The following is a 22,504-nucleotide window of genomic DNA, read 5'->3' as shown; positions in this document are numbered from 1 at the left end:
CCGACAGAGACTAGACAGGACGGTAAACGCGATAGTTGATTTCAGGGAAAATATTATCCATCAACTCGACTTTTTCCAACCAACCGCTATCAACCTTACCTACTTTCACATCTTCATACAGTTTATTAAACCGCATTAAGTGCGATCGCGTTCTTCTCACTGCATAAGGAACCATTGTTCCCGTCCGCATAATAAATGCCCAGTCTGAAGATTGTGCTAATAATAACTCTCTTGCTGCTTGGTTTAAAGCCTTCCATTGCAATTCATCCTCTGGTTCCAGAGTTGATATTTCAATCATCCGTTCCGCAGCTTTGTGTAAATGTGGGTAAACCCAGGCATTTGTCTCATTTAACCAATACTCGTGAAATCCTTTATATCCCCAACTCGACTGAGCAGGACGACAAACTTGTTGGGTGGGATTTGCACGTAAATAATCAGCCAAATGAGTCATTTCATAAGTTCCTTGGTCATACCAAGACTTACGAAACAGGTAATCAATAAACCAAGGGCCTTCATACCACCAATGACCAAATAATTCTGCATCATAAGGTGAAACAATGATTGGTGGACGACCCATGATACCGTGTAAATGCTCAGATTGTCTTTCACGATTATACATAAAGTTAGCAGCGTGATCAGCCGCTTTTTCCTTTGCCCAATAAGGATCATAGAGTGCCTTATCAGAAAGACCTAAACCGCGTCCAGTAATTTTATGATACTTAATGCCCGTGTTTTTCCTCTGACCATTGGGCATAATGTAAGGCTTAATATACTCATATTCAGCTTCCCAGCCCAAATCTTTGTAAAATTCCCGATATTCAGCCGCACCAGGATAACCTACTTCCGAAGACCATACCTGTTGAGAAGATTCATGATCTCGACCGAAAGCTGCTACACCAGGTTCAGTGAAAATTGGCGCATAAGTACCGAAGCGGGGGCGGGGACGGGCGTATAATATACCATGCCCATCTGTGAGGAAATAACGCAAACCTGCGTCCGCCAACATTCGGTCTAAACCTTCATAATAAGCGCATTCTGGCAACCAAATGCCTCTGGGTGCTTTACCAAAAGTTTCCTCGTAATGTTCACAAGCTACCTGAATTTGCGCCCATACAGCTTGGGGATACATTTTCATCAGCGGTAAATACCCATGAGTAGCACCGCAAGTGATAATTTCTAGGTTATTAGTATCTTGGAACCCTTTAAAAGCTGTTACTAAATCACCGTCATAGCGTTCCCATAGCTCACGCGCTTCGTTGAACTCAGTTGCGTAATGTTCCGCTAAATAACGAAGATGTCCGTTTTGGACATTCCGCTCCGCTTCCAGTTCTATAAGTTCTTCTAGTTGAGATAAATGTGCGTCATAGCGTTCTTGTAGCAAAGGATCACGCAGCATTGACACGAGGGGAGGTGTCATACTCATCGTGATTTTAAAGTCGATCCCGTCTCGCTTTAAGCCTTCAAATACTTTCAATAAGGGGATATATGTTTCGGTGATGGCTTCATAGAGCCATTCTTCTTCCAGCACGTAGTCACTTTCTGGGTGACGAACGAAGGGTAAATGTGCGTGAAGTACAAGCGCGACGTAGCCTATAGCCATAATGGTCCTGGGGTGGGTTGTAAATTGAAGGTCGAGAGTTTGGCAGAAATTAACAATATTTTAAGATCATATAGCAATCGTTAATCATTCGTGAACAAGAAGATCCCCGACTTCTTAAAGAATTCAGGGATCTGCGCTTTTCTATTTTCACAAATTAAATCGGACTGCTAAAATTTCCTACTTCTTGTTACTATCTATACATATATAGATGTGAATATATTCAATTCAAAATTCAAAATATTCTGAATTCTGACTTCTGACTCCTACCTCCTTCAATCCTCACTATCTGTATAAAAATCTTGTAAATTCTGCACTTGTACCCGACGAGAAACCCGACGATATTTTTTACTTTCTAGTTTGGGTTCGTATTGATTTTGACCTTTACCTTTACTCATTAACTTTAATGTAGATTCAGGATCGGTTTGTTGTTTTAAAAAAGTTTGATATGCGATCGCATCATCCAAAAATTCTAAATAATGCTCATACCTTTCCCAATCATTACCCACTACACAATCGGGTTCATCTCGATGCAAACAATCACTAAATCGACAACTACCAATTTCTAAACGTTTTCTCGCTTCAGGGAAATAATAGATTAATTCTTCAGGACTACAATTTAAATCAGGTTGATTAAAACCAGGAGTATCAGCCAATAAACCACCGCTAGGGAGTTCAAATAATTCTACATGACGAGTGGTATGGCGACCACGGGCTAATTTACCGGAAACTTCCCCCACACGCAAATTAGCATCGGGGATTAACATATTAATTAAACTGGATTTTCCGACACCGGAAGGACCTGCAATAACCGTAATTTTATTATTTAAATATTCGTCAACTTGGGGAATATTAATATTATTTTGAACACTAATAAAAATGGATTTATAACCCCAACTAAATAAGCGATCGCTTATTTCCTGTTGTTCCTCTTCAGTAATTAAATCACATTTATTCAGGCACAACAGCACATCAACCCCTGTAGACTCAGTCTTAATTAAAAATCGGCTCAATTGCACAGGTTCTAAAGGTGGATCAGCAACCGCAAAGACCAAGAGAATTTGGTTAACATTAGCGATCGCTGGTCTGTCTAACTCACTTTGTCGGGGTAAAACATCAGCGATCGCCCCTCTTCCACCACTCCAATCTGGTTCTTCCACGATCACGCGATCGCCTACCATCACCTGTTGACCAATTTTTTTTAACCGAGTTCTCCGGGTACAGAGGAGCGATTGGGGACTGGGGACTGGGGACTCCAAAGAAGAAGCGGTAGGCGAAGAATTTTCTTCTCTGCTCCTCTGCTCCTCTGCTCCCCTGCTCCCCTGCTCCCCTGCCTGTTCTTCATCCAGCTGCACACGATAAAAATTCGCCTGTACAGCTAACACCGTACCTACTAACTGTCCAGCCGTAGAAACAGTATCTCCTTTCATGCGGCAGTTGCCGGACGGCGTACCAACAAAGAAAAATAGTCAGAGCAGTCTGCAATATTTTCCACCTGATAACCTGCCATTGTTAAGCTATCAGGAACTTGTTCAATTGGTTCACCAGCATCTAACCAGACTTCCAATAAACCTCCATGTGGCATTTGTTCCAAACGGAGTTTTGTCCGCACAAAATTAATCGGGCAAGGAGTGCCGCGTAAATCTAGTTGAGCATCAGGAGTTAACAAGGAAGATACACTCATGACTTAAACAGATTTTCAAAAAATCCCCCACCTTTACCAGTTCTGTCTCCCTTAATTTTAGCCAGTTTCTCCAGCAGTTCTCTCTCCTCTGGGGTGATCTTAGTAGGAATATCAATCAACACTGTTAGCATATGGTCGCCCCGACTGACAGGATTTCCCAACCGGGGTACACCACGATTTTCCAACTTCATCACCGTATTTGGTTGAGTTCCTGCGGGAATGATTAACTCCACAGGACCATCTACAGTATTCACCTCTAAACGGCAGCCTAAAATCGCTTGCAGATAGCTGAGTTTGATTTCCGAAAGAACGTTAATTCCATCACGTTGGAATTCCTCATCCTCATTCACAAACAGGTAAACATACAAATCTCCAGGCGGTCCGCCCCGTTGACCAGCATCACCTTCCTGGGAGATCCGCAAGCGTGTCCCATTATCCACTCCAGCCGGAATCGTGATTTTCAGCTTTTTCGTGACCTGATTTGCGCCTTTTCCGTCACAAGCATCACATTTATCCTCAACTACCGCCCCTGTGCCATTACAGGTAGGACAAGTAGAAACTTGGGTAAAACTCCCAAAAGGAGTTCTAGTCACACGTCGAACCTGACCAGATCCGCTGCAAGTTGCACAAGTCCGGGGACGAGTTCCTGGTTTAGCACCTGAACCACTACAGACTTCGCAAGTTTCTAGATGAGAAATGCGGATTTCTTTTTCACCACCAAATACTGCTTCCCGAAAATCTAACTTCAGGTCTAGCCGCAGGTCATCACCACGCACAGGTCCACTACGCCGTCTTTGCGGCTGGGTTGGACTCCCCATTCCGCCAGCAAAGCCACTGAAAATGCTTTCAAAGATATCGGCAAAACCGCCCATATCGCCCATATCTTGGAAGCCAGCACCAGCGGCGGCAGCACCAGATACACCAGCTTCCCCAAAACGGTTGTAACGCTCACGGGTTTCTGGCTCTGACAGCACTTCATAAGCGCGGTTGATTTCCTTGAACCTTTCTTCAGCACCCGGTTCTTTGTTCACATCTGGGTGATACTTCCGGGCTTGGCGGCGATAAGCCTGTTTAATTTCTTCTTTGTCGGCGTCACGAGAGACACCCAGAATTTCATAATAGTCGCGGGCCATAGAGCAAGGGTAAAAGTTAGAAGTAAGAAAGCAGAAGTACCTAAAAGATCAAGGTAAAGGAATAGAGACAATACTTAATTTTTGTTAATAAATTTATTTTACCTTTTACCTTTGCCAAAAATCACCAGCAAATCTTGATTAACAGATACTTTCTTGGTGGTAAAAGACAAAAGCAACGAAATTATCAGTGAATTTAGTTGCATCATCCTGAGACTGCTTCAGCCCATCTCTTTTACAATTGTGCTACTTAGATGAGCAAAACCAAGCCCGTCAAACAGAGGAACTAACCGTACCATTTAGTGTGGAAACCCACCATATACTTTTAGTCTCATCTCTAGTATTAAAGCATCTAATTCACTGAAGTTCGCTTCTACAATCTAGCAAACATTAGAAGATCAAACCATTTTCAGGAGTCAGGGGAGATGGGGAAGCAGAGGGGCAGGGGAGCAGGGGAGGTGAATAACCCAATTACCCATTACCCATTACCCATTACCTAATCTATCGCTTCATAATCAGTAGAAGCAGTATTATCCTCATCAAAATCAAAATTAAATTGTGGTATTGATGTTTCTGTCGTAGAACTTTCTTCCACAAAAGTTAAGGAAATATCAGAAATATCTTCGTCTTCCTCTTCCTCTTCCAGTTGGCTGTTTATAGGGCTACTTGCTCGTTTGTAAACATCTGCACCCATAGCAAACAGCGTTTGTTGGAAGTCCTCCAATATCGGCTTAAAGGCAGATGCGGAGATATTTGGGTCACTCATAGCTTCTTGGAGTATAGCTAATTTCTCATCTGCCAGAGCTTTAATTTCTTCACTGACGAATTCCCCATTGTCTTTCAACGTAGTTGCGTAGCTAAATAAAAGGTTATCTGCTTGATTTTTAAGTTCAATCAGTTGTTTACGTTTTCTGTCTTCTTCTCCGAATAATTCAGCTTGTTTCCGCATCTGTTCCACTTCGGTTTGACTTAAACCACCTGTATTGGTAATGCGAATACTCTGCTCTCTACCTGTACCCTTATCTTGAGCAGAGACTTTGAGGATGCCGTTAACATCGATGTCAAAAGCCACTTCAATTTGGGGTACACCACGGGGAGCAGGGGGAAGCCCAGCCAAGAGAAACTTACCCAGAGATTTGTTATCTTTTGCCATTGCCCGTTCTCCTTGGAGAACGTGAATTTCCACAGAATTTTGTCCATCCACTGCTGTAGAAAATACTTGGGATTTGCTAGTGGGAATGGTCGTATTACGTTCAATGATTTTAGTGAATACTTCCCCTAGAGTTTCCAGTCCCAAAGATAGGGGAGTAACATCTAAAAGCAGCAGCGTATCAACTTCCCCACCCAGCACACCTGCTTGAACTGCGGCTCCTAATGCTACCGCTTCATCAGGGTTAATAGAGCGATCAGGGGTTTTACCATTATAGAATTTGATCACAGCATTAAGAACTGCGGGAATGCGAGTAGAACCACCAACCAAAATAATCCGATCTATTTCATCAGGTTTGAGGTCTGCGTCTTTGAGTGCTTGACTCATCGGTTCGATGGTAGCCGCAATTAAATGGGCGGTGAGGTCTTCAAATTTGGAACGGCTCAATTCCATTTCCAGATGCTTGGGTCCTGTTTGATCAGCAGTGATAAATGGCAAGTTAATTGAAGTATTTACCATGCTGGAAAGTTCAATTTTTGCCTTTTCTGCTGCCTCCCGCAGGCGTTGCAGTGCCATCTTATCTTGGGAAATGTCAATTTTCTCTTGCTCCTGAAATTGCTCTACCATCCAGAGGACAATGCAATTGTCAAAGTCATCTCCACCCAGTTGATTGTTACCACTGGTAGCTTTAACTTCAAAAACGCCGTCTCCTAGTTGCAGGATGGAGACATCGAAAGTTCCGCCTCCCAAATCGAATACTAAAATTAATTGTTCTTGGTCTTGCTTGTCTAAACCAAAAGCTAAAGCAGCAGCTGTTGGTTCGTTGATGATCCGCAGAACTTCTAAGCCAGCAATTGTGCCAGCATCTTTAGTTGCTTGTCTTTGGGCATCGGTGAAATATGCTGGTACGGTAATCACTGCCTGAGTGACTTGTTCACCCAAAAAGTTTTCCGCCTCCTGTTTGAGTTTTTGCAGGATCATCGCGGATATTTCTTGGGGTGTGTAATTGCGTCCACGAATTTGCACGTCAACGGTATCGTCTCGACCTTTGACACAGTTATAGGGTACACGAGCGCGTTCTGATTCAGTATCGTCCCAACGGCGACCTATAAATCTTTTGATACTGTAGATTGTGTTTTCAGCATTAGTGATGGATTGCCGTTTGGCCAGCTGACCAACCAAAAGATCGCCACTCTTGCCGAATCCGACAATACTAGGAGTAGTGCGTCCCCCTTCGGAATTGGCAATCACTATCGGTTGACCACCTTCCATAACAGCCACGCAACTGTTAGTAGTGCCTAAGTCGATTCCAATAACTTTTCCCATATTGCCAGTATTTTTAGTGAGTGCTGTTATCGTGATTTTTTGCGGACTATAGTTTTTGCTCAGGGCCGGAAGTTCGAGTTAAGGTCTGAGTAAATTCTCCTGCCAAAAGTGGAATTAGATAAAGCTATGTTTTACCAATACTATTGCCAAAACCCTGAAACTCTATTGATATCGTCACGATTTTATTGGGTTTCAGACATATTTGGGAAAATTGGCAATAGTATTGTTTTACAATACCAAATGTCTGCTACTGATGAGAAAGCCGAGTCTTTGATAAAATTTGCTGATGGAAGGGCTGATCAACTTCCGAAAAGTATCAACAGCCCTATCCGTTTAAAGAAATGTGATTTCTTCCCCAAATTCTAGAACTTTTCAGTCAGTACGACGAGTGAATACGGCTTAACTGTTTTCCTGACTAGGCTCATCTTCCTGTTCTGTAGGTGTATCTTCCTTGGCAGCAGATACTTTCACCATTGCATGGCGCAGTATGCGATCGCCCAAATAGTATCCCCGTACTAATTCTTCTAACACCGTTCCTTCTGGATGCTCATCCGTCGGTTCCCGCATGACTGCTTCGTGTAAGTTGGGATCAAATTCCTGACCTTCAGGACGCATTGGTGACACCCCCAATCGCTTGAGACAATCCACTAATTGTTTATAAACCCCTTGATAACTTTTGTGAATTGTCATCTCACCATCATTTTGTGGTTTGAGGTGCGCCCGCGCTCTCTCAAAATTATCAACTACAGGTAACAATTCCATAATTGTGTTTCTCTTCACCTGTGTCTCCATTTCTTCTTTTTCTTTGGAGATGCGTTTGCGGTAATTCTCAAAATCTGCTGCAATACGCATATATTGAGTATTGCGCTCTTCAAATTGCATTTTCATGGACTCAAGTTGTTGAGTCAATTGTGCTAAAGCCGCCGTATCCACTTCTGTTGCTTCTGCCGCAGCGACACCATTTTCTTCTGTGAGTGCAGGTTCTCCCGGTACATTAGTTTGGTCTGCCTGATACTCAGTCACATCGCTGCCAGATTCGTGAGAATTAATTTCGGCTGGGGAGTCGCTTTTCATTGCTTGCTTTACCTCTATTGGTTCGCCCAATTGCTGACTTGTATTGTTTACTTGTTTATTTTCATCCATCATTATCTACTCATCCCAGATGCTTTTTACGGCAGTGCCTGAAGCAATTGTAGATTTTGGATTCAACCTATGTCTTGCGACAGAGGCTCAATCTCAGATTTGAGATTTTGGATTTTAGATTTTGGATTTATCCCATAGTTGACACTACGGTTACTGTATCTTGCCAGGGTGGTTGTGTACGGCTTGCAGCTAAAGCTGATGTAATCGCCGAGATTTTCTGGAAAGTGATGTCACCATCTTCTTATTTTGACAAATGCTGAACGGATTCGCGTAGCCTGTCTGCTGTCAGTTGTCCGTGAGAAGAGGCAGATGGCAAGAGGCAGAAATCCGGGATAGAAGGTAATTCTTCCCATTTCCCTGTCTCCTGCCCCCTCAACCAGGTACTGATCATAAAAATTTTTAAGAAGAAAAATTTTTAAACTGAAATTTAATACACTCACAATGAGAATTATTGACTACAGTGTGGGAATACTAGAATAAGAGGTTTCCCCTACTCATTGCTTATGACTTACTCATCACCACAAAGGCGCAGTACTGCTCTCACAACAAAAACAGAGTTTTCGCCCTTCGGCAACAAGCTGGTGCAATCTGGCTATGTCAACAGTCAACAGATGAGACAGGCGCTGATTGAAAGCCGCAAATCTGGCAAAATGCTGACAGAAGTATTAGAGTCAATCACTGGGCAACAACTAGCACCTGAGTTTCTCAGGGAATACAAGAAGCAGCATTTATTTGAACTAAAAATACTATACGGCGTTGAATTCCTAGATCCAGAAGTCAATCAAATTGGCAACATGATGGTGGGACAACTCATTGAAGAGTTAATACCAGTAGATGTCTGTCGTCGTCACCGTCTAGTACCTCTGTCGAAACACGAAGACGGAAAATCACCTTACGTCTTGGTGGCGATGGTTGATCCAGATAATCTAGAGGCCTCTGATGAACTTAATCGCATCTTGCGTAACAAAGATTTTTCTTTACAGCGGATGGTAATTACCGAGGAAGATTACCAGCGGTTGATTAACCAATACTTAGATGAGTTTGCTGTTCGGCAAGAGAAAATACAACAAGCAAAAATCACAGACATCACTCAGGATCTAGAAAGTCTGAGTCTCCAAGCTGTTCAGGAGACCCTGGAAGATTCAGAAGTTGATCTGACAGCAGCCATGAAGGATGCTGATGATGCGCCTATTATCAATCTTGTCAATAAAATTCTCTTTGTGGCTTTGCGGGATTCAGTTTCTGATATTCACGTTGAACCCCAAGAAGAAAACTTACGAATCCGCTTCCGTAAAGATGGAGTGCTGCGTGAATCTGAAGCTATCCGCCCAATGCCGAAACACATTGTGCCGGCGGTAACGGCTCGATTTAAAATTATCTCTAATCTAGATATTGCGGAAAGGCGTTTACCTCAAGACGGACGTATCCGTCGAGTTTTTGATGGTAGAAAAGTAGACTTCCGGGTCAATACCTTACCCAGTCGCTATGGAGAAAAAATCTGTCTGCGGATTTTGGATAACTCATCCACCCAACTGGGCTTGGATAAGTTAATTACTGATCCAGAGACTTTGCACATAGTTAAGGATATGGTCAGCAAGCCCTTTGGGTTAATTTTGGTGACAGGTCCAACTGGTTCTGGTAAAACTACTTCGTTGTATTCGGCACTGGCAGAAAAAAATGATCCAGGAATTAACATCAGTACCGTAGAAGACCCGGTTGAGTACAGTTTGCCAGGGATTACTCAAGTACAGGTAATTAGAGAAAAAGGGCTGGATTTTGCTACTGCTCTGCGGGCTTTCTTGCGACAAGACCCAGATGTGCTACTGGTGGGTGAAACACGGGATAAGGAAACAGCCAAAACAGCGATTGAGGCCGCGCTGACAGGTCACTTAGTATTAACTACGTTGCACACCAATGATGCTCCTGGTGCGATCGCTCGTTTGGGAGAAATGGGTATTGAACCGTTCATGGTTTCCAGTTCCCTCATCGGTGTATTAGCACAACGCTTAATGCGCCGTGTCTGTTCGGAATGTAAAATTCCCCATACTCCTACACCAGCAGAACTAGCTCGTTACGGTTTGTCAGCTTCTCAAGAAGGTGCTGTCACTTTCTACAAAGCCAACATCATACCACCAGAAGTCATAGCCGAAGGCAAAGGCAAAATTAAGGTTTGCCCCAAGTGTAATGGTATTGGTTATAAGGGACGTTGTGGTGTTTATGAAGTCATGAGGATTACAGAAAACCTGCAAACCTTGATCAACCAAGAAGCACCTACAGAACGGATCAAGGAAGTAGCTGTAGAAGAGGGTATGAAAACCTTACTCGCTTATAGCCTAGATTTAGTCCGTCAAGGTGCGACTACTCTGGAAGAAGTCGAACGGGTGACATTTACTGATACAGGTTTGGAAGCTGAATTAAAAGCCAAACGCAAGAGCGGTCTAACCTGTAAAAATTGTGATGCCACATTACAACCGGAATGGCTAGATTGTCCTTACTGTATGACACCTCGGTTTATAGATTAGTACCAGGAAACAGGAGGCAGAAGGTAACAATTTCTTATTTACTACTGATAGCGCAGCTTGGCTTAAGCCATACTACTTTTATCATTTTCAATTAAAAGGGAGCAAGACTATGGAATTCATGATTGAAGACTTGATGGAGCAGCTAATAGATATGGGTGGTTCGGATCTGCACTTATCCGCAGGTTTGCCGCCCTACTTCCGTATCAGTGGCAAACTCACCCCTATTGGTGATCACATACTGACGGCAGATCAGTGTCAAAGGCTGATATTTAGTATGCTCAACAATACCCAGCGGAAAACCTTAGAACAGACATGGGAATTAGATTGTTCCTATGGTGTCAAAGGATTAGCTCGCTTCCGGGTAAACGTCTATAAAGAACGTGGTGCTTATGCTGCTTGTTTGCGAGCTTTAAGTTCTAAAATTCCTAACTTTGACAAATTGGGTTTGCCAGATATAGTCCGGGAAATGTCTGAAAAGCCTAGAGGATTAATTCTCGTCACAGGTCCAACAGGTTCTGGTAAAACCACTACCCTAGCAGCCATGATTGACTTAATTAACCGCACTAGGGCAGAGCATATTTTAACCGTTGAAGACCCCGTTGAATTCGTTTATGAACCAATCAAAAGTCTAGTTCACCAACGTCAATTAGGTGAAGATACCAAAAGCTTTGCTAATGCTTTGAAAGCAGCTTTGCGGGAAGATCCAGATATCATTCTGGTAGGTGAAATGCGGGACTTGGAAACTATTTCTTTGGCGATTTCTGCTGCAGAAACAGGTCACTTAGTATTTGGTACACTGCACACTAGTTCCGCTTCTCAAACCGTTGACCGGATGATTGACGTTTTCCCAGCGGAAAGACAAACCCAAGTGCGGGTACAATTGTCTAACTCCTTAGTGGCAGTTTTTAGCCAAACTTTAGTACCCAAGAAGAATCCCAAACCAGGTGAATATGGTCGGGTAATGGCGCAGGAAATTATGATTATCACTCCCGCTATTTCTAACTTGATTCGGGAAGGTAAAACAGCCCAAATTTACTCAGCTATTCAAACTGGTGGTAAATTAGGTATGCAAACTCTAGAGAAAGTTTTAGCTGATATGTACAAAGCTGGAACTATCTCCTTTGAATCAGCAATGTCGAAGACTTCTAAACCCGATGAAGTCCAACGTCTAATTGGTGCAACGGCACCACCAGCAGGTGCAAAACCTGGTGCAAAAGCGCGTTAAATTTTCTAATTCGTAATTCGTAGTTCCCATGGTAATTATGAATTATGAATTATAAATTATGAATTCTCAACTACCAATTACCTAATCTTGAATTAATATTATGCCAACCTACCTTGCCCGTGTTCGGGACTCTCAAGGAAAATCCCGAACTGCAAAATTTGTGGCTGATTCTTTAACAGATGCACGCACTAATCTCAGAGATAAGGGTTTTATAGTTCAAGATCTAAAAGAATCTCAAACTTTTGCTTCTCGCTTTAATTTGGAAAAATTTCAGAATTCCTTTGTTAAGGTTTCTGTGAAAGACAAAGCAGTATTTTCTCGTCAATTTGCTGCCTTGGTAAATGCAGGTGTAGCAATTGTTAGAGGTTTGGGTGTGCTGTCAGAACAGTGCAGCAATCCGAAACTAAAAAAGGCTCTGATTGAGATTTGTAATGATGTGCAAACTGGCATTAACCTTTCCGATTCTATGCGGAAGCATCCTGATTGCTTTGATGGATTGTATGTGAGTATGGTTCAAGCTGGGGAAATAGGTGGTGTATTAGATGAAGTATTAAATCGTCTAGCCAAACTATTAGAAGACATGGCGCGATTACAAAACCAAATCAAATCTGCTATGTCTTATCCAGTGGTAGTCGGTTTTTTGGCAACCGCTATCTTTGTGGGTATGACGGTTTTTCTAATTCCTATTTTTGCCAACATTTTCAAAGAAATAGGAGTAGAGTTACCAGCCCTCACCCAATTCTTGATGACTTGTAGTGAAATATTACGAAGTTATTGGTCTTTTGTGATTATTGCTGGCTTTATGGCTGCCAGTTTTGCCTATAAGCAGTATTACAAAACCCGTGTAGGTAAAGAAACTATTGATCGCCTTTCTCTTAAAGTTCCCCTGTTTGGTGATTTAATCCAAAAATCTTCGGTTGCTAGATTTAGCCGTACCTTTGGTTCTTTAACTCGTTCAGGTGTACCCATTATCACTTGTTTGGAAATTGTGCGGGATACATCAGGAAACCAAGTTATTGCTAATGCTATAGATGCAGCCCGTCGAGAAGTTCAAGAAGGGGGAATGATTAGTGATGCTTTGAAAAAAGGCGAAGTTTTCCCAGCTATGGCGGTTCAGATGATGATGATTGGGGAAGAGACAGGGGAATTAGATGGAATGTTGATGAAAGTTGCCGATTTTTATGAAGATGAAGTAGAACAGGCAGTTAAATCAATGACTAGTGTATTAGAACCTTTAATGATTGTGGTTCTTGGGGGGATGGTAGGTACGATTTTGCTGGCAATGTATCTACCGATGTTTAAGGTATTTGAAAAGCTCGGTTGATTAGTCCAGAAAAGCAAAATTCTCAGGGTAAAATGTATCAGGCTCTCGACAAGTGTTATATTGAGCCTGGCGATAGACTCAATATAACACTTACATAAAGGCTCAGTTACTAGATAACAATCTATTTTGAAGTTTGAAGTTTGAATTAATATTATGCCTGTACAAAGATCTCTTTATGAAGCTAGTTTGTCCGAATATAGCAATCATATAGCAGCGATCGCACTACTAAAACAACATCGTCCCTATTTGGAGATGATACCCAGTTTGCGTCGTCCTTCTGAAAGTGTCATTACTATTCCTTTACCTATTGTCCGGCTTCGTGATATTGAAGCTAAAACCTCACAGACAAGAGCTTTACCCTGTGATATTTCCATTATTATGTGTGACCCAGAATGGAAAATTAAAACTGGGGTAGAAATCTTACTATTTATTCATCGTCCCCATGAAGACTTTTCCGATTTATTAGGAAGATGGAGACAATGCCAAGTTTGGTTAGATAAAGAATATGAATGGATCATGCCCTTCCGTCATAGTCATATTTTGAGTGAAGGTGCAAATACTGTCTATCCTCTGTTTGTAGTTTTCAATCAAACATCAGAACGTATCCAACGAGGTTTAATAGGTGCAGAATTACCTTTTGTGATACAAACACCTACTACTTTGGAAGAAGAAGAATATCAAGAATCTTATTCTTCCTTAGACTAGGTGACAGGTGACAGGTGACAGGTGACAGATAATAGAAATATTAACCAATTACCCATGACCTATCACCAATCATCTATTTTACAAACTTAGGCATAATTTCCGCTGCGGTAAATAAGCCGGAAATGCCACGTTGATGTAATTCTTGACCAGCTTTTAAATAACCAAAGGCGGGACCGCACACATTAGCCGCCATGCTGGTTTCATCGCCTAATGTAAAGGTGTGGGTGGATATTTTACCCTCAAAGGTGCGTCCGGTAATTTTCACATTGGTACTGAGAGGCTTTTTGGGGTTGCGGGTATCAACTACACCACCAACTGTCACTCTATCCCGTGAACAAATTCCCGTTATTTCTAACATCACATCATCGGCGTGTTCCATGTTTTCCAAGGTCAGCACACCGTTGGTTTTATCTAGTAATGCTTCTACCTCTGCGTCAGTCATCGCCCTAGCTGTTTCCACACTATAACCGGGCATATGACCAATATCTTCCCGAACTGTGGCGCGATATGCTTCCCAGTTAGCAATTCCCACACCAAAGGTAATTACTACATTGTGAATTTCGGCGTAACTTTGGGCAGCTAAAGCGGCGGCGGCGGTTAATAGTCCAGGGGTAGCACCACAGCCAGTCATGTAAGTAATTCCGGCGGCTTGGAGTTCATCTTTCATGGACAGGAGTTGTTCAACTGCACTGGTGCGTTTGATAGCATCCACCAGCACACCTTTCCAACCAGCTTGGATGAATTGTTTAGCGACGTTGGGGATAAAGTCGTTAGGCAGGTTGGGTAAAGCCAGAAAATAACCATCTACAGCGTTACCTGTGGCTTGAATTAAATCCTGAATGCTGTTATTGCTTAATGTCCCGACTGGTTCTAAATAGCCGACTGTACCTTGTTTTTGGTAGGTGGTTATGCAAGCTTCGGTGTTTAAGCTTTCTGTGGAGTAAGCATAGCCTTTTTGGTCTGCGGCTGCGACGAGAATCATTTCCCGTTTGCTGGAGAGGAGTTTTGCGGCTGCTTGTCCGAGTCCACCAAAACCGAGAACTCCGACGCGGATAGGTTGTGTGTTCATAGTGATTTTTCTGTGTTGGTTAATGGTTAATTATGCTTTATTTTGATTAAAGTTTCGCGCAAAGACGGGAAGGAGCAAAGGCGCAAAGAAGATACCTTGATTTAGAATATAGTGATAATGGGGAATGACTAATTATAAAATGATTGTTGTTACAGTCTAATTTGTACAATCTTAAATTATGTTATGTTGCGAGAGAAAATCAAGCAAGAATTAGATCATCTCGATGAAGAACAACTGGAAAAAATAGCTGATTTTATAGCTTTTATTCAGTTTCAATCTAAAAAGTTTTCTGACACTACTCCATTATGGCAAAAATTAACACCAGAAGCAAGGGCGAGTGAGTTTCGAGATTGGGTTTCTCAACTTCCTGAAACTGGTGTGAGTCTGAGTGATGAAGCTTTTAGTCGAGATAGTATTTACGAAGAATGACGAGATATATTCTTGATACTAATGTTGTGATGCGCTTCTGTAATCCTTCTGATGTTCAGCATCACCTCGCAACAGAGGCTATATCTCGCTTACTCGCACAGGGAGATGAATGTTTGCTGACAGCGCAAATACTCGTTGAGTTTTGGGTTGTAGCTACGCGACCATTTGAAGTTAATGGTTTGGGGTGGACTGTGGAAAAAACCAGAAACACAATACACCAACTTCGTCAGCGTTTCCCATTGCTGGAAGAGTCTGAATACATTTTTCCCAATTGGTTAAATTTGGTAACAACTAATAAGGTAATGGGTAAACGTACTCATGATGTGCGTATTATTGCCGTTATGCTTGATCAACTTCTTGTATAATAAATAGTTAAACATAAAAACATCAATTAATAACTCCGTTATGAGAATTAAAGATCAAAACTCAATAAGAGAAATATTGGCAGAATGCAAAGTAACACCAAGCGAAAATCTTGAAAATGAGGAAGTTGAATTTAAAGAATATAAAAATATTAAATCCCTACACAACGAATCTCAGAAATTAGCTGAAGAAATATCAGCATTAGCCAACTGGAAAGGTGGAATTATTATTGTTGGAGTTAAAGATAGTAATAATGTAGATAATATGAATTGGGGGAGTCAACTTGTTGGGTTTGAAAGTGGAGATGTTATTGAAATTCAGCAAAGGATAAAAGGAAATATAAAACCTTATTTTGATATAATGGCTGAATATTTAGATTTTGAAACAAAAGATTATCTCGTTATTCATGTTCCTCAAAGACGTGATTCTTTGATAACTACAGCAAGTGGAAAAACTTGTATTAGAGACGGTAGATCAAGCCGACCTATGAACCCTGACGAGATTAGGCAAGCAGTCACTAATTTACGAAACTATGACTGGAGCGCAGATATCCTTGAGCTAGATGTGTTTTCTTCTTTAAATCCTGTAGCAATAGATGAAGCTTATGAAGATCATTGTAATAGAAAAAAATATTCTCCAGAATCAAAGCCGGACAAGAATGCTTTTTTAGAAGCAATTGGGGCAACAAGCAATGGTTCTCTTACCAAGTCTGGTCTTTTATTTTTAGGCAAGTCGGTTGTTATTAAAAAATGGCTGGGTGTTTACGAGTACAGATTTAGTTGGAAAACTCGAACAGGTCAACTTATCATAAATGAAGTGAGGGAAGAATGTATTTGGAATTCTGTAAAATTAGCTAAAAAGTGTTTTGGAGTATGTAATGTTAAGCTAGAATTAAAGTTTAGAGATAAAACGTACCAAGTACCTATTCTTGATGATATCGCATTCCATGAGGCTTTCATCAATGCAATTGTTCATCGTGACTACTCCATTGATGGAATGATCTCTGTTGACTTTGATTCAACAGAAATGATAATTACTAATCCAGGTAATTTTTATGGTGGTGTCACATCAGATAATATTGCGATTCATCATCCAAGACATCGAAATAAAGCTCTAGCCAAACTCATGATGGAGTTTCAACTTGTTGATAGAGCCGGAATGGGTGTTAAGAGAATGGGGTTGGGTTCACTCATGTATGGTCGAGAGTTTCCGAAATTTCAAGAATCTTTTAATTCTGTAGAAGTTATTATGCAGGCAGAATCAGTTTTACCTGGAATATTTGTTGTGACACAAGAAAAACCTGATAATTACGGTCTGATTGATCTAATTATAATCAATAGTCTATATAGAAAAGGTGCAATTTCTGTTAACGAAGTAATACAAAGAGTCAGCGGAGTTTCAAGAAATGGATGGCTTGATGTAAAAGAATCTGTTGAAAGAATAGAACAGGTAGAGTTGTGTGGTAACAAAGATGGTATCTTTATAAGAGTTAATCCAACATGGAATGAGTTTTTTGAAATTAGGAAAGCATTTTTTGTTCAGATGCTAACTTCAGAGAAACACGTCAAATTATATGAGTATTTAATGGAAGTAGGAGAAGCCTCAAATGAGGATATAACATATCTATTAGGACATAAAAATAGCACTTATACAAGTGCATTTTTAAGAGAATCAAAATATGTTTATCGTACTGGTAAATCAAGAAGTTCGCGCTGGTTTCTTAAAAATTGACTTGCATAATAAGAGTATAGCTATATCAATGTAGAGTCGGGAGCGATACCTTCGGTAAGCTTCGCTAACGCATTATCTGATGTAGAGTTAAGAGCGATCGCATTTTATGGATGTAGAGTTGGGAGCGATCGCATTTCTGATGTAAAGTGAGAGCGATCAAATTATCTGATGTAGAGTGAATAGCGATCGCATTTATTGATGTAAAGTTAGGAGCGATCGCATTTTATAGATATAGGGTGAAGTGCGATCGCACTATTGATGTAAAGTTGAGAGCGATCGCATTATCTGATGTAGAGTTAGGAGCGATCGCATTTTATGGATGTAAAGTTGAGAGCGATCGCATTTCTGATGTAGAGTAAAGAGCGATCGCATTTCTGATGTAGATTAAACAGTGATCGCATTTTATGGATGTAGAGTAAACAGCGATCGCATTTCTGATGTAGAGTTGAGAGCGATACCTACGGTGCGCTTCGCTAACGCATTTTTGATGTAGAGTAAATAGCGATCGCATTTCTGAGGTAGAGTAAACAGCGATCGCATCTCTGAGGTAAAGTAAGAGCGATCGCAGTTCTGATGTAAAGTTGAGAGCGATACCTACGGTGCGCTTCGCTAACGCATTTTTGATGTAGAGTAAATAGCGATCGCATTTCTGAGGTAGAGTAAACAGCGATCGCATTTCTGATGTAGAGTAAAGAGCGATCGCGTTTCTGGTGTAGAGTTGAGTGCGATACCTACGGTGCGCTTCGCTAACGCATTTTATGGATGTAGAGTAAATAGCGATCGCATTTCTGATGTAGAGTAAATAGCGATCGCATTTCTGATGTAGAGTAAATAGCGATCGCGTTTCTGGTGTAGAGTTGAGTGCGATACCTACGGTGCGCTTCGCTAACGCATTTTATGGATGTAGAGTAAATAGCGATCGCATTTTATGGATGTAGAGTAAGAGCGATACCTTCTCTAAGAGACGCTACGCAAACGCATTTATTTTATACCAAAAACTGTAAAATATATTTGTTATTTTCCTAAATGTTAAACTTGATAATAACTACATGAAATTTGAATGGGATGAAAATAAAGCCACAAAAAATCTGTCAAAACATGGAATTTCCTTTGAAGAAGCCAAAACAGTTTTTAAAGACCCACTCTATATAGATTTCTACGACCCAGATCATTCTGTAGATGAAGAACGTTATCTTATAGTTGGAGAGTCAAATCAGGGACGCTTATTAATTGTGTCCTATACAGAAAGAACAAACTCTATTCGTTTAATTAGTGCCAGACTTGTAACACGAACCGAACGAGAAGCTTATGAACAAGGATAACCTAGAAATAGAAGACGATCTCAGACCAGAATATGACTTAAAAAGTCTCAGGGTGAGGAAATTAGGTGCTGAACGGAAAAGCTTTGGTGAGGTAACAGTTAAGTTAGAAGCTGATGTTGCGGAGATGTTTCCTAATGCTGAAGCAGTGAATGAAGCACTACGGTTTTTAATGAGAGTTATGAAAGAAAATCAGTTTTCTAGTGCTAACCAGGCTAATATTTCATTGAACCAAACCGAATAGATACAGTTTCATCCTAAGCTACCTGACTAATCATTTGTTTTCCTGCTTCCTCTAGAAATGTAATTACTTGCTCTCTAGTAACCGTGGGAAAACCATCTAAAAAATAATCTATTGAATCTCCTGCTGTCAAATAATCTAAAAGTGTTTGTATAGGAACTCTTGTCCCAGTAAAAACAGGAGTACCACTCATAATTTCAGGAGACACACTTATAACTGAAGAATGATTGGACATTGTGTTTGATATTTTCAAGTTATATTCCTAGTTTAACAATAAATGGAAGTAAGTGCATTTATTGATGTAGAGTAAGAGCGATACCTACGGTGCGCTTCGCTAACGCATTATTGATGTAGAGTTAAGAGCGATACCTACGGTGCGCTTCGCTAACGCATTTCTGGTGTAGAGTTGAGTGCGATCCATTGGTGACAAGTTAAGGCTGAAAGTATTTTGTCAAGAGGCTTTTGGGGGATGATGGAAAAAGAATTGGTCAGACCCACGTTGAAGGTCAGGAAAAGGAGAGACAATTAACTTAATATTTGGTTTTCGCTTCTGTTTGATAATACCTAAATCTCGATTGTGAGGGTTAGCAAAATACTGAACAGGGTCAGTTGCCTTACTTTTTTGATGAGCCATAGTAAAATGATAAAGACCACGATAAATCATTTCTAATGAAATATCATCAAAAGGGAGAGAAAGTTCATCAGCTACGGCATCACCTAAATCAACTAAAGTGGATTTCTTTTTCCGCATCACTTTCAAACTAATTTGACTAGTTTGTTCCAAGTCATCTTCAATGGTGTAATCGGTGTAGGCTGAATCCAAATAATACTGCTTTATGGATTGCAGCTATGGCAAGTGCAGGAGCATATCGTTACAATTTGCTCATCCCGCGACGACAGCTTTTGATACTATGTGTTACCAGTTTAATTGGTGGAGGAATTGGCTCTGTTATTTTGCTATATACATCAGCGGATATGTTTAAACAGCTACTTCCTTATCTGTTACTTTCAGCAACGCTGATATTTACATTTAGCGAACCCCTAAAAATGTGGCTACAATTTCAAAGCAAGAAATCATCATCAGAATCTCCACCTTTATTAATTCTCGTGATTGCTCAATTAGCAATATCTATCTATGGTGGTTTCTTTGGTGCAGGTTTAGTAATTTTAATGTTAGCAACTTTAAGCTTTTTAGGTATTAAAAATATTCACACTATGAATGCTTTTAAATCTTTTCTTGGTAGTTGTATCAATGGTATTGCTATTTTTCCTTTTATGTTCGCTGGTTTAATTGCTTGGCATCAGGCTATTTTAATGGCTGTGGGTGGTTCTCTTGGTGGTTATTTATGCGCTCATTATGCTCGAAATTTAGACCCTCGCTTTGTGCGGATATTTGTGATTGTTGTTAGTTTTAGTATGACTACTTACTTTTTTATTTGGGGTGAGAACAGATAAGCATCGTCAGCAAACAGTTGTTCCAAATTATCAGATTAAGCTGCATATTTTTGATTTTGGAGAAAAAGCGTTAATCTTTCTCCCCTATGTGTCTCAATGTGCAACTTAAAGGTTTAACAGCTTACCAAGGCAGTGCGATCGCCCCCCCAAACTTCCGCATTTCAGCAAAAAATTTGCCCTGTGCGCCTTTCTCTGGCAATGTTGCTAGATACACGGCGGTTTCTGCTCCTTCGTCTGCTGTGAATGGTGCATTGGCACCTCCCATATCGGTTTGCATCCAGCCTGGAGAGTAAGCATTGACTAAAATATTTGTACCCTGAAGTTCTTTTGCCAAGATTGCAGTCAACCCATTTAGCCCTATCTTGGAGAGGCGGTATGAAGGAGCTAATGGATAGTAATCGCTACCCATCGAAGAGAGAGAAGCCATTTCAGTAGAAACGTTGACAATCCGCCCGTAGTTCTGCGCTTGCATCAATGGCAATAAAGCTTGGGTGATGCGAGCAACTGCTAGAACATTGGTGGTAAATGTTGATAGCATCATTTCGATTTGTACTGTGAGCAAGCTAGATTCTTCTGGCTGCATGGTGGGATTGACACCCGCATTGTTGACCAAAATATCGGCTCTGCCATAGGTTTGTTGCAACCAGGCGGTAAACTGCTGCACACTTAAATCACTTGTCACATCCAGGGAATGATAATCTACTTGAATATTTTCATTCAAGAGTTGTTTTTGGGCGGCAAGACCATCTTGTTCCTTACGGCTTGTCAGCACAACTTGAATATCATCTTTTTGTGCTAACTTACGGGCGATCGCATACCCTAATCCTTTGTGACTGCCAGTAATTACTGCTATTTTCTGCATCATATTTTTCAAGAAATACGGTTTAAATTTGTAATACCGTCACCGTAGCAAGTCTTAAACTAGTGAACAAGATGATATTTAAGATAAATACTATTAATGAAATCAATAAATTTAGGAGCAATTGACCTCAATCTGTTGGTTGCGTTTGCAGCCTTACTGGAGCAGCGCAGTGTGACTAAAGCCGCTGAACAACTTCAGATTGGACAACCTGCTATGAGTGCATCACTCAACCGTTTACGCATCTTGTTTGAAGATGAGTTATTTGTGCGGTTAGGACGGCAAATGCAGCCAACTCTCAAAGCTCAGGCACTTGCACCAGGGATATTGGCAGCATTGCAACAGATTCGTCAAACCATGACATCCAATCAGACATTTGAGCCAACCTCCAGCGAGCGCACATTTGCCATTGGTAGTTCAGATTACACAAGCTTTGTGTTAGTGCCACCGCTAATGGAGTTTAGCCATCAAAACGCTCCGTTTCTCAACTTTCAAATGATTGGATTTGAAAAAGACAGTGTTGGAGATTTGTTTGAACAGGGAGTGATTGATATTGCACTAGGCGTTTTCCCGAAGCCACCTCGGCAAACCCTATGGGAACCCATTTTTGAAGAACGATTTGTGGGAATTGGCCGTCAAGGACACCCAGGGATTAGGAATGGAAAGATGAGTTTAGAAGCATTCATGGCCTTTTCCCATGCCCTCACCACCTTGCGACGAGATACCATTGGCGAAATTGATAAAGCGTTAAATGAGCAGAATTTAGAACGTCGCATTGCACTAACCACGCCGCATATGTTGGTCTTGCCTTTTGCGATCGCATCCAGTGACTTGGTAGCAGCACTTCCTTACCGCATCGCTTTCCGCTTTGCAATGATCTGCACTTTGACTATCTTTGAACTACCAATTGCCACAGAACCGTGGATGATTTCGATGTTGTGGAGTGCATTGAGCGATCAAGATGAAGCAAATCGTTGGTTACGCAATTCAATCAAAACGATTTCCCAAATCACCCCATGACATTGATTTGGGACGGCGCTCCTTATCACCGCTCACAGATTGTTAAAGATGCGGCCGCAACACTAGTAGTCTGTCAAAGACATTTTGACGGATAATTATGTTTGCAGTTCGCTAGTGTGATTCGTTCTGTCGAAACGAATAGAAATATTCGGGGATGACAGGCAAGGGAAATATTCGGGAGAAATTCCGACAGAACCTTGACAACTCAATTT

The 22,504-nt window shown here is 41.1% G+C and carries 22 protein-coding genes and 2 pseudogenes; 12 read left to right on the top strand and 12 right to left on the bottom strand.

Annotated elements, in window-relative coordinates:
• Positions 1-10: 10 nt before the first annotated feature.
• The 6 genes from H6G06_RS23230 to grpE all read right to left on the bottom strand — a co-directional run bounded on the left by H6G06_RS23230 (position 11) and on the right by grpE (position 8,033).
• Complete coding sequence (locus tag H6G06_RS23230) at positions 11-1,600, bottom strand: glycoside hydrolase family 57 protein (protein ID WP_190564433.1); 1,590 nt, start codon at positions 1,598-1,600, stop codon at positions 11-13.
• 272 nt (positions 1,601-1,872) lie between these two features.
• Positions 1,873-3,027: a small ribosomal subunit biogenesis GTPase RsgA gene (gene rsgA / locus H6G06_RS23225; protein WP_190564432.1), complete on the bottom strand. Its 1,155-nt coding sequence runs from the start codon at positions 3,025-3,027 to the stop codon at positions 1,873-1,875.
• The gene (locus H6G06_RS23220; RefSeq protein ID WP_190564431.1) at positions 3,024-3,281 is read right to left on the bottom strand and encodes a sulfurtransferase TusA family protein; all 258 of its coding nucleotides are present in this window, start codon (positions 3,279-3,281) and stop codon (positions 3,024-3,026) included. The genes rsgA and H6G06_RS23220 overlap by 4 nt, the downstream gene beginning before the upstream one ends.
• The gene (gene dnaJ / locus H6G06_RS23215) at positions 3,278-4,414 is read right to left on the bottom strand and encodes a molecular chaperone DnaJ (protein ID WP_190564430.1); all 1,137 of its coding nucleotides are present in this window, start codon (positions 4,412-4,414) and stop codon (positions 3,278-3,280) included. Before dnaJ ends, H6G06_RS23220 begins: the two co-directional genes overlap by 4 nt.
• Positions 4,415-4,907: 493 nt before the next feature.
• Positions 4,908-6,887, bottom strand: coding sequence for a molecular chaperone DnaK (dnaK, locus tag H6G06_RS23210; protein WP_190564429.1), 1,980 nt, complete (start codon positions 6,885-6,887; stop codon positions 4,908-4,910).
• Positions 6,888-7,286: 399 nt separating this feature from the next.
• On the bottom strand, positions 7,287-8,033 hold the full coding sequence (grpE, locus tag H6G06_RS23205; RefSeq protein ID WP_190564428.1) for a nucleotide exchange factor GrpE: 747 nt from the start codon (positions 8,031-8,033) through the stop codon (positions 7,287-7,289).
• A 500-nt stretch (positions 8,034-8,533) separates the two neighbouring features.
• Between grpE and H6G06_RS23200 the strand changes: the two genes are divergently transcribed.
• The 4 genes from H6G06_RS23200 to H6G06_RS23185 all read left to right on the top strand — a co-directional run bounded on the left by H6G06_RS23200 (position 8,534) and on the right by H6G06_RS23185 (position 13,806).
• Positions 8,534-10,552, top strand: a complete 2,019-nt coding sequence (locus H6G06_RS23200) for a GspE/PulE family protein (RefSeq protein WP_190564427.1) — start codon at positions 8,534-8,536, stop codon at positions 10,550-10,552.
• Positions 10,548-11,777 (top strand): type IV pilus twitching motility protein PilT, encoded by a 1,230-nt coding sequence (locus tag H6G06_RS23195; protein ID WP_479683772.1) that lies wholly within the window; start codon positions 10,548-10,550, stop codon positions 11,775-11,777. The genes H6G06_RS23200 and H6G06_RS23195 overlap by 5 nt, the downstream gene beginning before the upstream one ends.
• 100 nt (positions 11,778-11,877) lie before the next feature.
• Positions 11,878-13,101, top strand: a complete 1,224-nt coding sequence (locus H6G06_RS23190) for a type II secretion system F family protein (protein ID WP_190564425.1) — start codon at positions 11,878-11,880, stop codon at positions 13,099-13,101.
• 153 nt (positions 13,102-13,254) lie between these two features.
• Positions 13,255-13,806 (top strand): hypothetical protein, encoded by a 552-nt coding sequence (locus H6G06_RS23185; protein WP_190564424.1) that lies wholly within the window; start codon positions 13,255-13,257, stop codon positions 13,804-13,806.
• Between the two features lie 73 nt (positions 13,807-13,879).
• On the opposite strand, the gene bioU is transcribed toward H6G06_RS23185, so the two are convergent.
• Entirely contained in the window at positions 13,880-14,875 is a 996-nt protein-coding gene (gene bioU / locus H6G06_RS23180; protein ID WP_190564423.1) for a (S)-8-amino-7-oxononanoate synthase BioU, read from the bottom strand.
• A gap of 183 nt (positions 14,876-15,058) precedes the next feature.
• Here bioU and H6G06_RS23175 point away from each other — a divergent pair, with 183 nt between their 5' ends.
• The 4 genes from H6G06_RS23175 to H6G06_RS27910 all read left to right on the top strand — a co-directional run bounded on the left by H6G06_RS23175 (position 15,059) and on the right by H6G06_RS27910 (position 17,757).
• A complete protein-coding gene (locus H6G06_RS23175) occupies positions 15,059-15,304 on the top strand; it encodes a hypothetical protein (RefSeq protein WP_190564422.1) in 246 nt (81 codons plus the stop codon).
• Entirely contained in the window at positions 15,301-15,669 is a 369-nt protein-coding gene (locus tag H6G06_RS23170; RefSeq protein WP_190564421.1) for a type II toxin-antitoxin system VapC family toxin, read from the top strand. The genes H6G06_RS23175 and H6G06_RS23170 overlap by 4 nt, the downstream gene beginning before the upstream one ends.
• 40 nt (positions 15,670-15,709) lie before the next feature.
• Entirely contained in the window at positions 15,710-17,398 is a 1,689-nt protein-coding gene (locus H6G06_RS23165; protein WP_190564420.1) for an RNA-binding domain-containing protein, read from the top strand.
• 236 nt (positions 17,399-17,634) lie between these two features.
• Entirely contained in the window at positions 17,635-17,757 is a 123-nt protein-coding gene (locus tag H6G06_RS27910; RefSeq protein WP_277875218.1) for a hypothetical protein, read from the top strand.
• Here H6G06_RS27910 and H6G06_RS23160 read toward each other — a convergent pair.
• The gene (locus H6G06_RS23160) at positions 17,712-18,074 is read right to left on the bottom strand and encodes a hypothetical protein (protein WP_190564419.1); all 363 of its coding nucleotides are present in this window, start codon (positions 18,072-18,074) and stop codon (positions 17,712-17,714) included. The genes H6G06_RS27910 and H6G06_RS23160 overlap by 46 nt on opposite strands.
• A 373-nt stretch (positions 18,075-18,447) precedes the next feature.
• On the opposite strand from H6G06_RS23160, the gene H6G06_RS23155 reads away from it, so the two are divergent.
• The gene (locus H6G06_RS23155; RefSeq protein WP_190564418.1) at positions 18,448-18,720 is read left to right on the top strand and encodes a BrnT family toxin; all 273 of its coding nucleotides are present in this window, start codon (positions 18,448-18,450) and stop codon (positions 18,718-18,720) included.
• Positions 18,707-18,961, top strand: a complete 255-nt coding sequence (locus tag H6G06_RS23150; protein ID WP_190564417.1) for a hypothetical protein — start codon at positions 18,707-18,709, stop codon at positions 18,959-18,961. Before H6G06_RS23155 ends, H6G06_RS23150 begins: the two co-directional genes overlap by 14 nt.
• A gap of 13 nt (positions 18,962-18,974) precedes the next feature.
• Here H6G06_RS23150 and H6G06_RS23145 read toward each other — a convergent pair whose 3' ends face one another.
• The 3 genes and pseudogenes from H6G06_RS23145 to H6G06_RS28170 form a co-directional block, all read right to left on the bottom strand.
• Complete coding sequence (locus H6G06_RS23145; protein WP_190564416.1) at positions 18,975-19,193, bottom strand: DUF433 domain-containing protein; 219 nt, start codon at positions 19,191-19,193, stop codon at positions 18,975-18,977.
• Between the two features lie 216 nt (positions 19,194-19,409).
• A pseudogene (locus tag H6G06_RS23140) lies at positions 19,410-19,694 on the bottom strand (IS4 family transposase); the annotation flags it as partial.
• Positions 19,680-19,790, bottom strand: a pseudogene (locus H6G06_RS28170) (IS982 family transposase); the annotation flags it as partial. The pseudogenes H6G06_RS23140 and H6G06_RS28170, both read right to left, overlap by 15 nt.
• Positions 19,791-19,807: 17 nt before the next feature.
• Between H6G06_RS28170 and H6G06_RS23135 the strand changes: the two are divergent.
• Positions 19,808-20,413, top strand: a complete 606-nt coding sequence (locus tag H6G06_RS23135; RefSeq protein ID WP_190564415.1) for a sulfite exporter TauE/SafE family protein — start codon at positions 19,808-19,810, stop codon at positions 20,411-20,413.
• A gap of 121 nt (positions 20,414-20,534) precedes the next feature.
• Here H6G06_RS23135 and H6G06_RS23130 read toward each other — a convergent pair whose 3' ends face one another.
• Positions 20,535-21,278: an SDR family oxidoreductase gene (locus H6G06_RS23130; RefSeq protein ID WP_190564414.1), complete on the bottom strand. Its 744-nt coding sequence runs from the start codon at positions 21,276-21,278 to the stop codon at positions 20,535-20,537.
• A 93-nt stretch (positions 21,279-21,371) separates the two neighbouring features.
• Between H6G06_RS23130 and H6G06_RS23125 the strand changes: the two genes are divergently transcribed.
• Positions 21,372-22,292, top strand: coding sequence for a LysR family transcriptional regulator (locus H6G06_RS23125; protein ID WP_190564413.1), 921 nt, complete (start codon positions 21,372-21,374; stop codon positions 22,290-22,292).
• Positions 22,293-22,504: the final 212 nt, after the last annotated feature.

Source organism: Anabaena sphaerica FACHB-251, assembly GCF_014696825.1.
Taxonomy (GTDB): Bacteria; Cyanobacteriota; Cyanobacteriia; order Cyanobacteriales; family Nostocaceae; genus RDYJ01.
This window is presented reverse-complemented; position numbering and strand designations above follow the sequence as displayed.

Excerpts from the sequence above, each read along its gene's own strand:
- dnaJ (WP_190564430.1), bottom strand. The coding sequence starts at position 4,414 with ATGGCCCGCGACTATTATGAAATTCTGGGTGTCTCTCGTGACGCCGAC.
- H6G06_RS23125 (WP_190564413.1), top strand. The coding sequence starts at position 21,372 with ATGAAATCAATAAATTTAGGAGCAATTGACCTCAATCTGTTGGTTGCG.
- dnaK (WP_190564429.1), bottom strand. The coding sequence starts at position 6,887 with ATGGGAAAAGTTATTGGAATCGACTTAGGCACTACTAACAGTTGCGTG.
- H6G06_RS23150 (WP_190564417.1), top strand. The coding sequence starts at position 18,707 with ATGAACAAGGATAACCTAGAAATAGAAGACGATCTCAGACCAGAATAT.
- rsgA (WP_190564432.1), bottom strand. The coding sequence starts at position 3,027 with ATGAAAGGAGATACTGTTTCTACGGCTGGACAGTTAGTAGGTACGGTG.
- H6G06_RS23230 (WP_190564433.1), bottom strand. The coding sequence starts at position 1,600 with ATGGCTATAGGCTACGTCGCGCTTGTACTTCACGCACATTTACCCTTC.
- H6G06_RS23220 (WP_190564431.1), bottom strand. The coding sequence starts at position 3,281 with ATGAGTGTATCTTCCTTGTTAACTCCTGATGCTCAACTAGATTTACGC.
- H6G06_RS23130 (WP_190564414.1), bottom strand. The coding sequence starts at position 21,278 with ATGATGCAGAAAATAGCAGTAATTACTGGCAGTCACAAAGGATTAGGG.
- H6G06_RS23190 (WP_190564425.1), top strand. The coding sequence starts at position 11,878 with ATGCCAACCTACCTTGCCCGTGTTCGGGACTCTCAAGGAAAATCCCGA.
- H6G06_RS23160 (WP_190564419.1), bottom strand. The coding sequence starts at position 18,074 with ATGCGATCGCTGTTTACTCTACCTCAGAAATGCGATCGCTATTTACTC.
- H6G06_RS23175 (WP_190564422.1), top strand. The coding sequence starts at position 15,059 with ATGTTGCGAGAGAAAATCAAGCAAGAATTAGATCATCTCGATGAAGAA.
- H6G06_RS23145 (WP_190564416.1), bottom strand. The coding sequence starts at position 19,193 with ATGTCCAATCATTCTTCAGTTATAAGTGTGTCTCCTGAAATTATGAGT.
- H6G06_RS23155 (WP_190564418.1), top strand. The coding sequence starts at position 18,448 with ATGAAATTTGAATGGGATGAAAATAAAGCCACAAAAAATCTGTCAAAA.
- H6G06_RS23165 (WP_190564420.1), top strand. The coding sequence starts at position 15,710 with ATGAGAATTAAAGATCAAAACTCAATAAGAGAAATATTGGCAGAATGC.
- H6G06_RS23135 (WP_190564415.1), top strand. The coding sequence starts at position 19,808 with ATGGCAAGTGCAGGAGCATATCGTTACAATTTGCTCATCCCGCGACGA.
- H6G06_RS23200 (WP_190564427.1), top strand. The coding sequence starts at position 8,534 with ATGACTTACTCATCACCACAAAGGCGCAGTACTGCTCTCACAACAAAA.
- H6G06_RS23185 (WP_190564424.1), top strand. The coding sequence starts at position 13,255 with ATGCCTGTACAAAGATCTCTTTATGAAGCTAGTTTGTCCGAATATAGC.
- grpE (WP_190564428.1), bottom strand. The coding sequence starts at position 8,033 with ATGATGGATGAAAATAAACAAGTAAACAATACAAGTCAGCAATTGGGC.
- H6G06_RS23170 (WP_190564421.1), top strand. The coding sequence starts at position 15,301 with ATGACGAGATATATTCTTGATACTAATGTTGTGATGCGCTTCTGTAAT.
- bioU (WP_190564423.1), bottom strand. The coding sequence starts at position 14,875 with ATGAACACACAACCTATCCGCGTCGGAGTTCTCGGTTTTGGTGGACTC.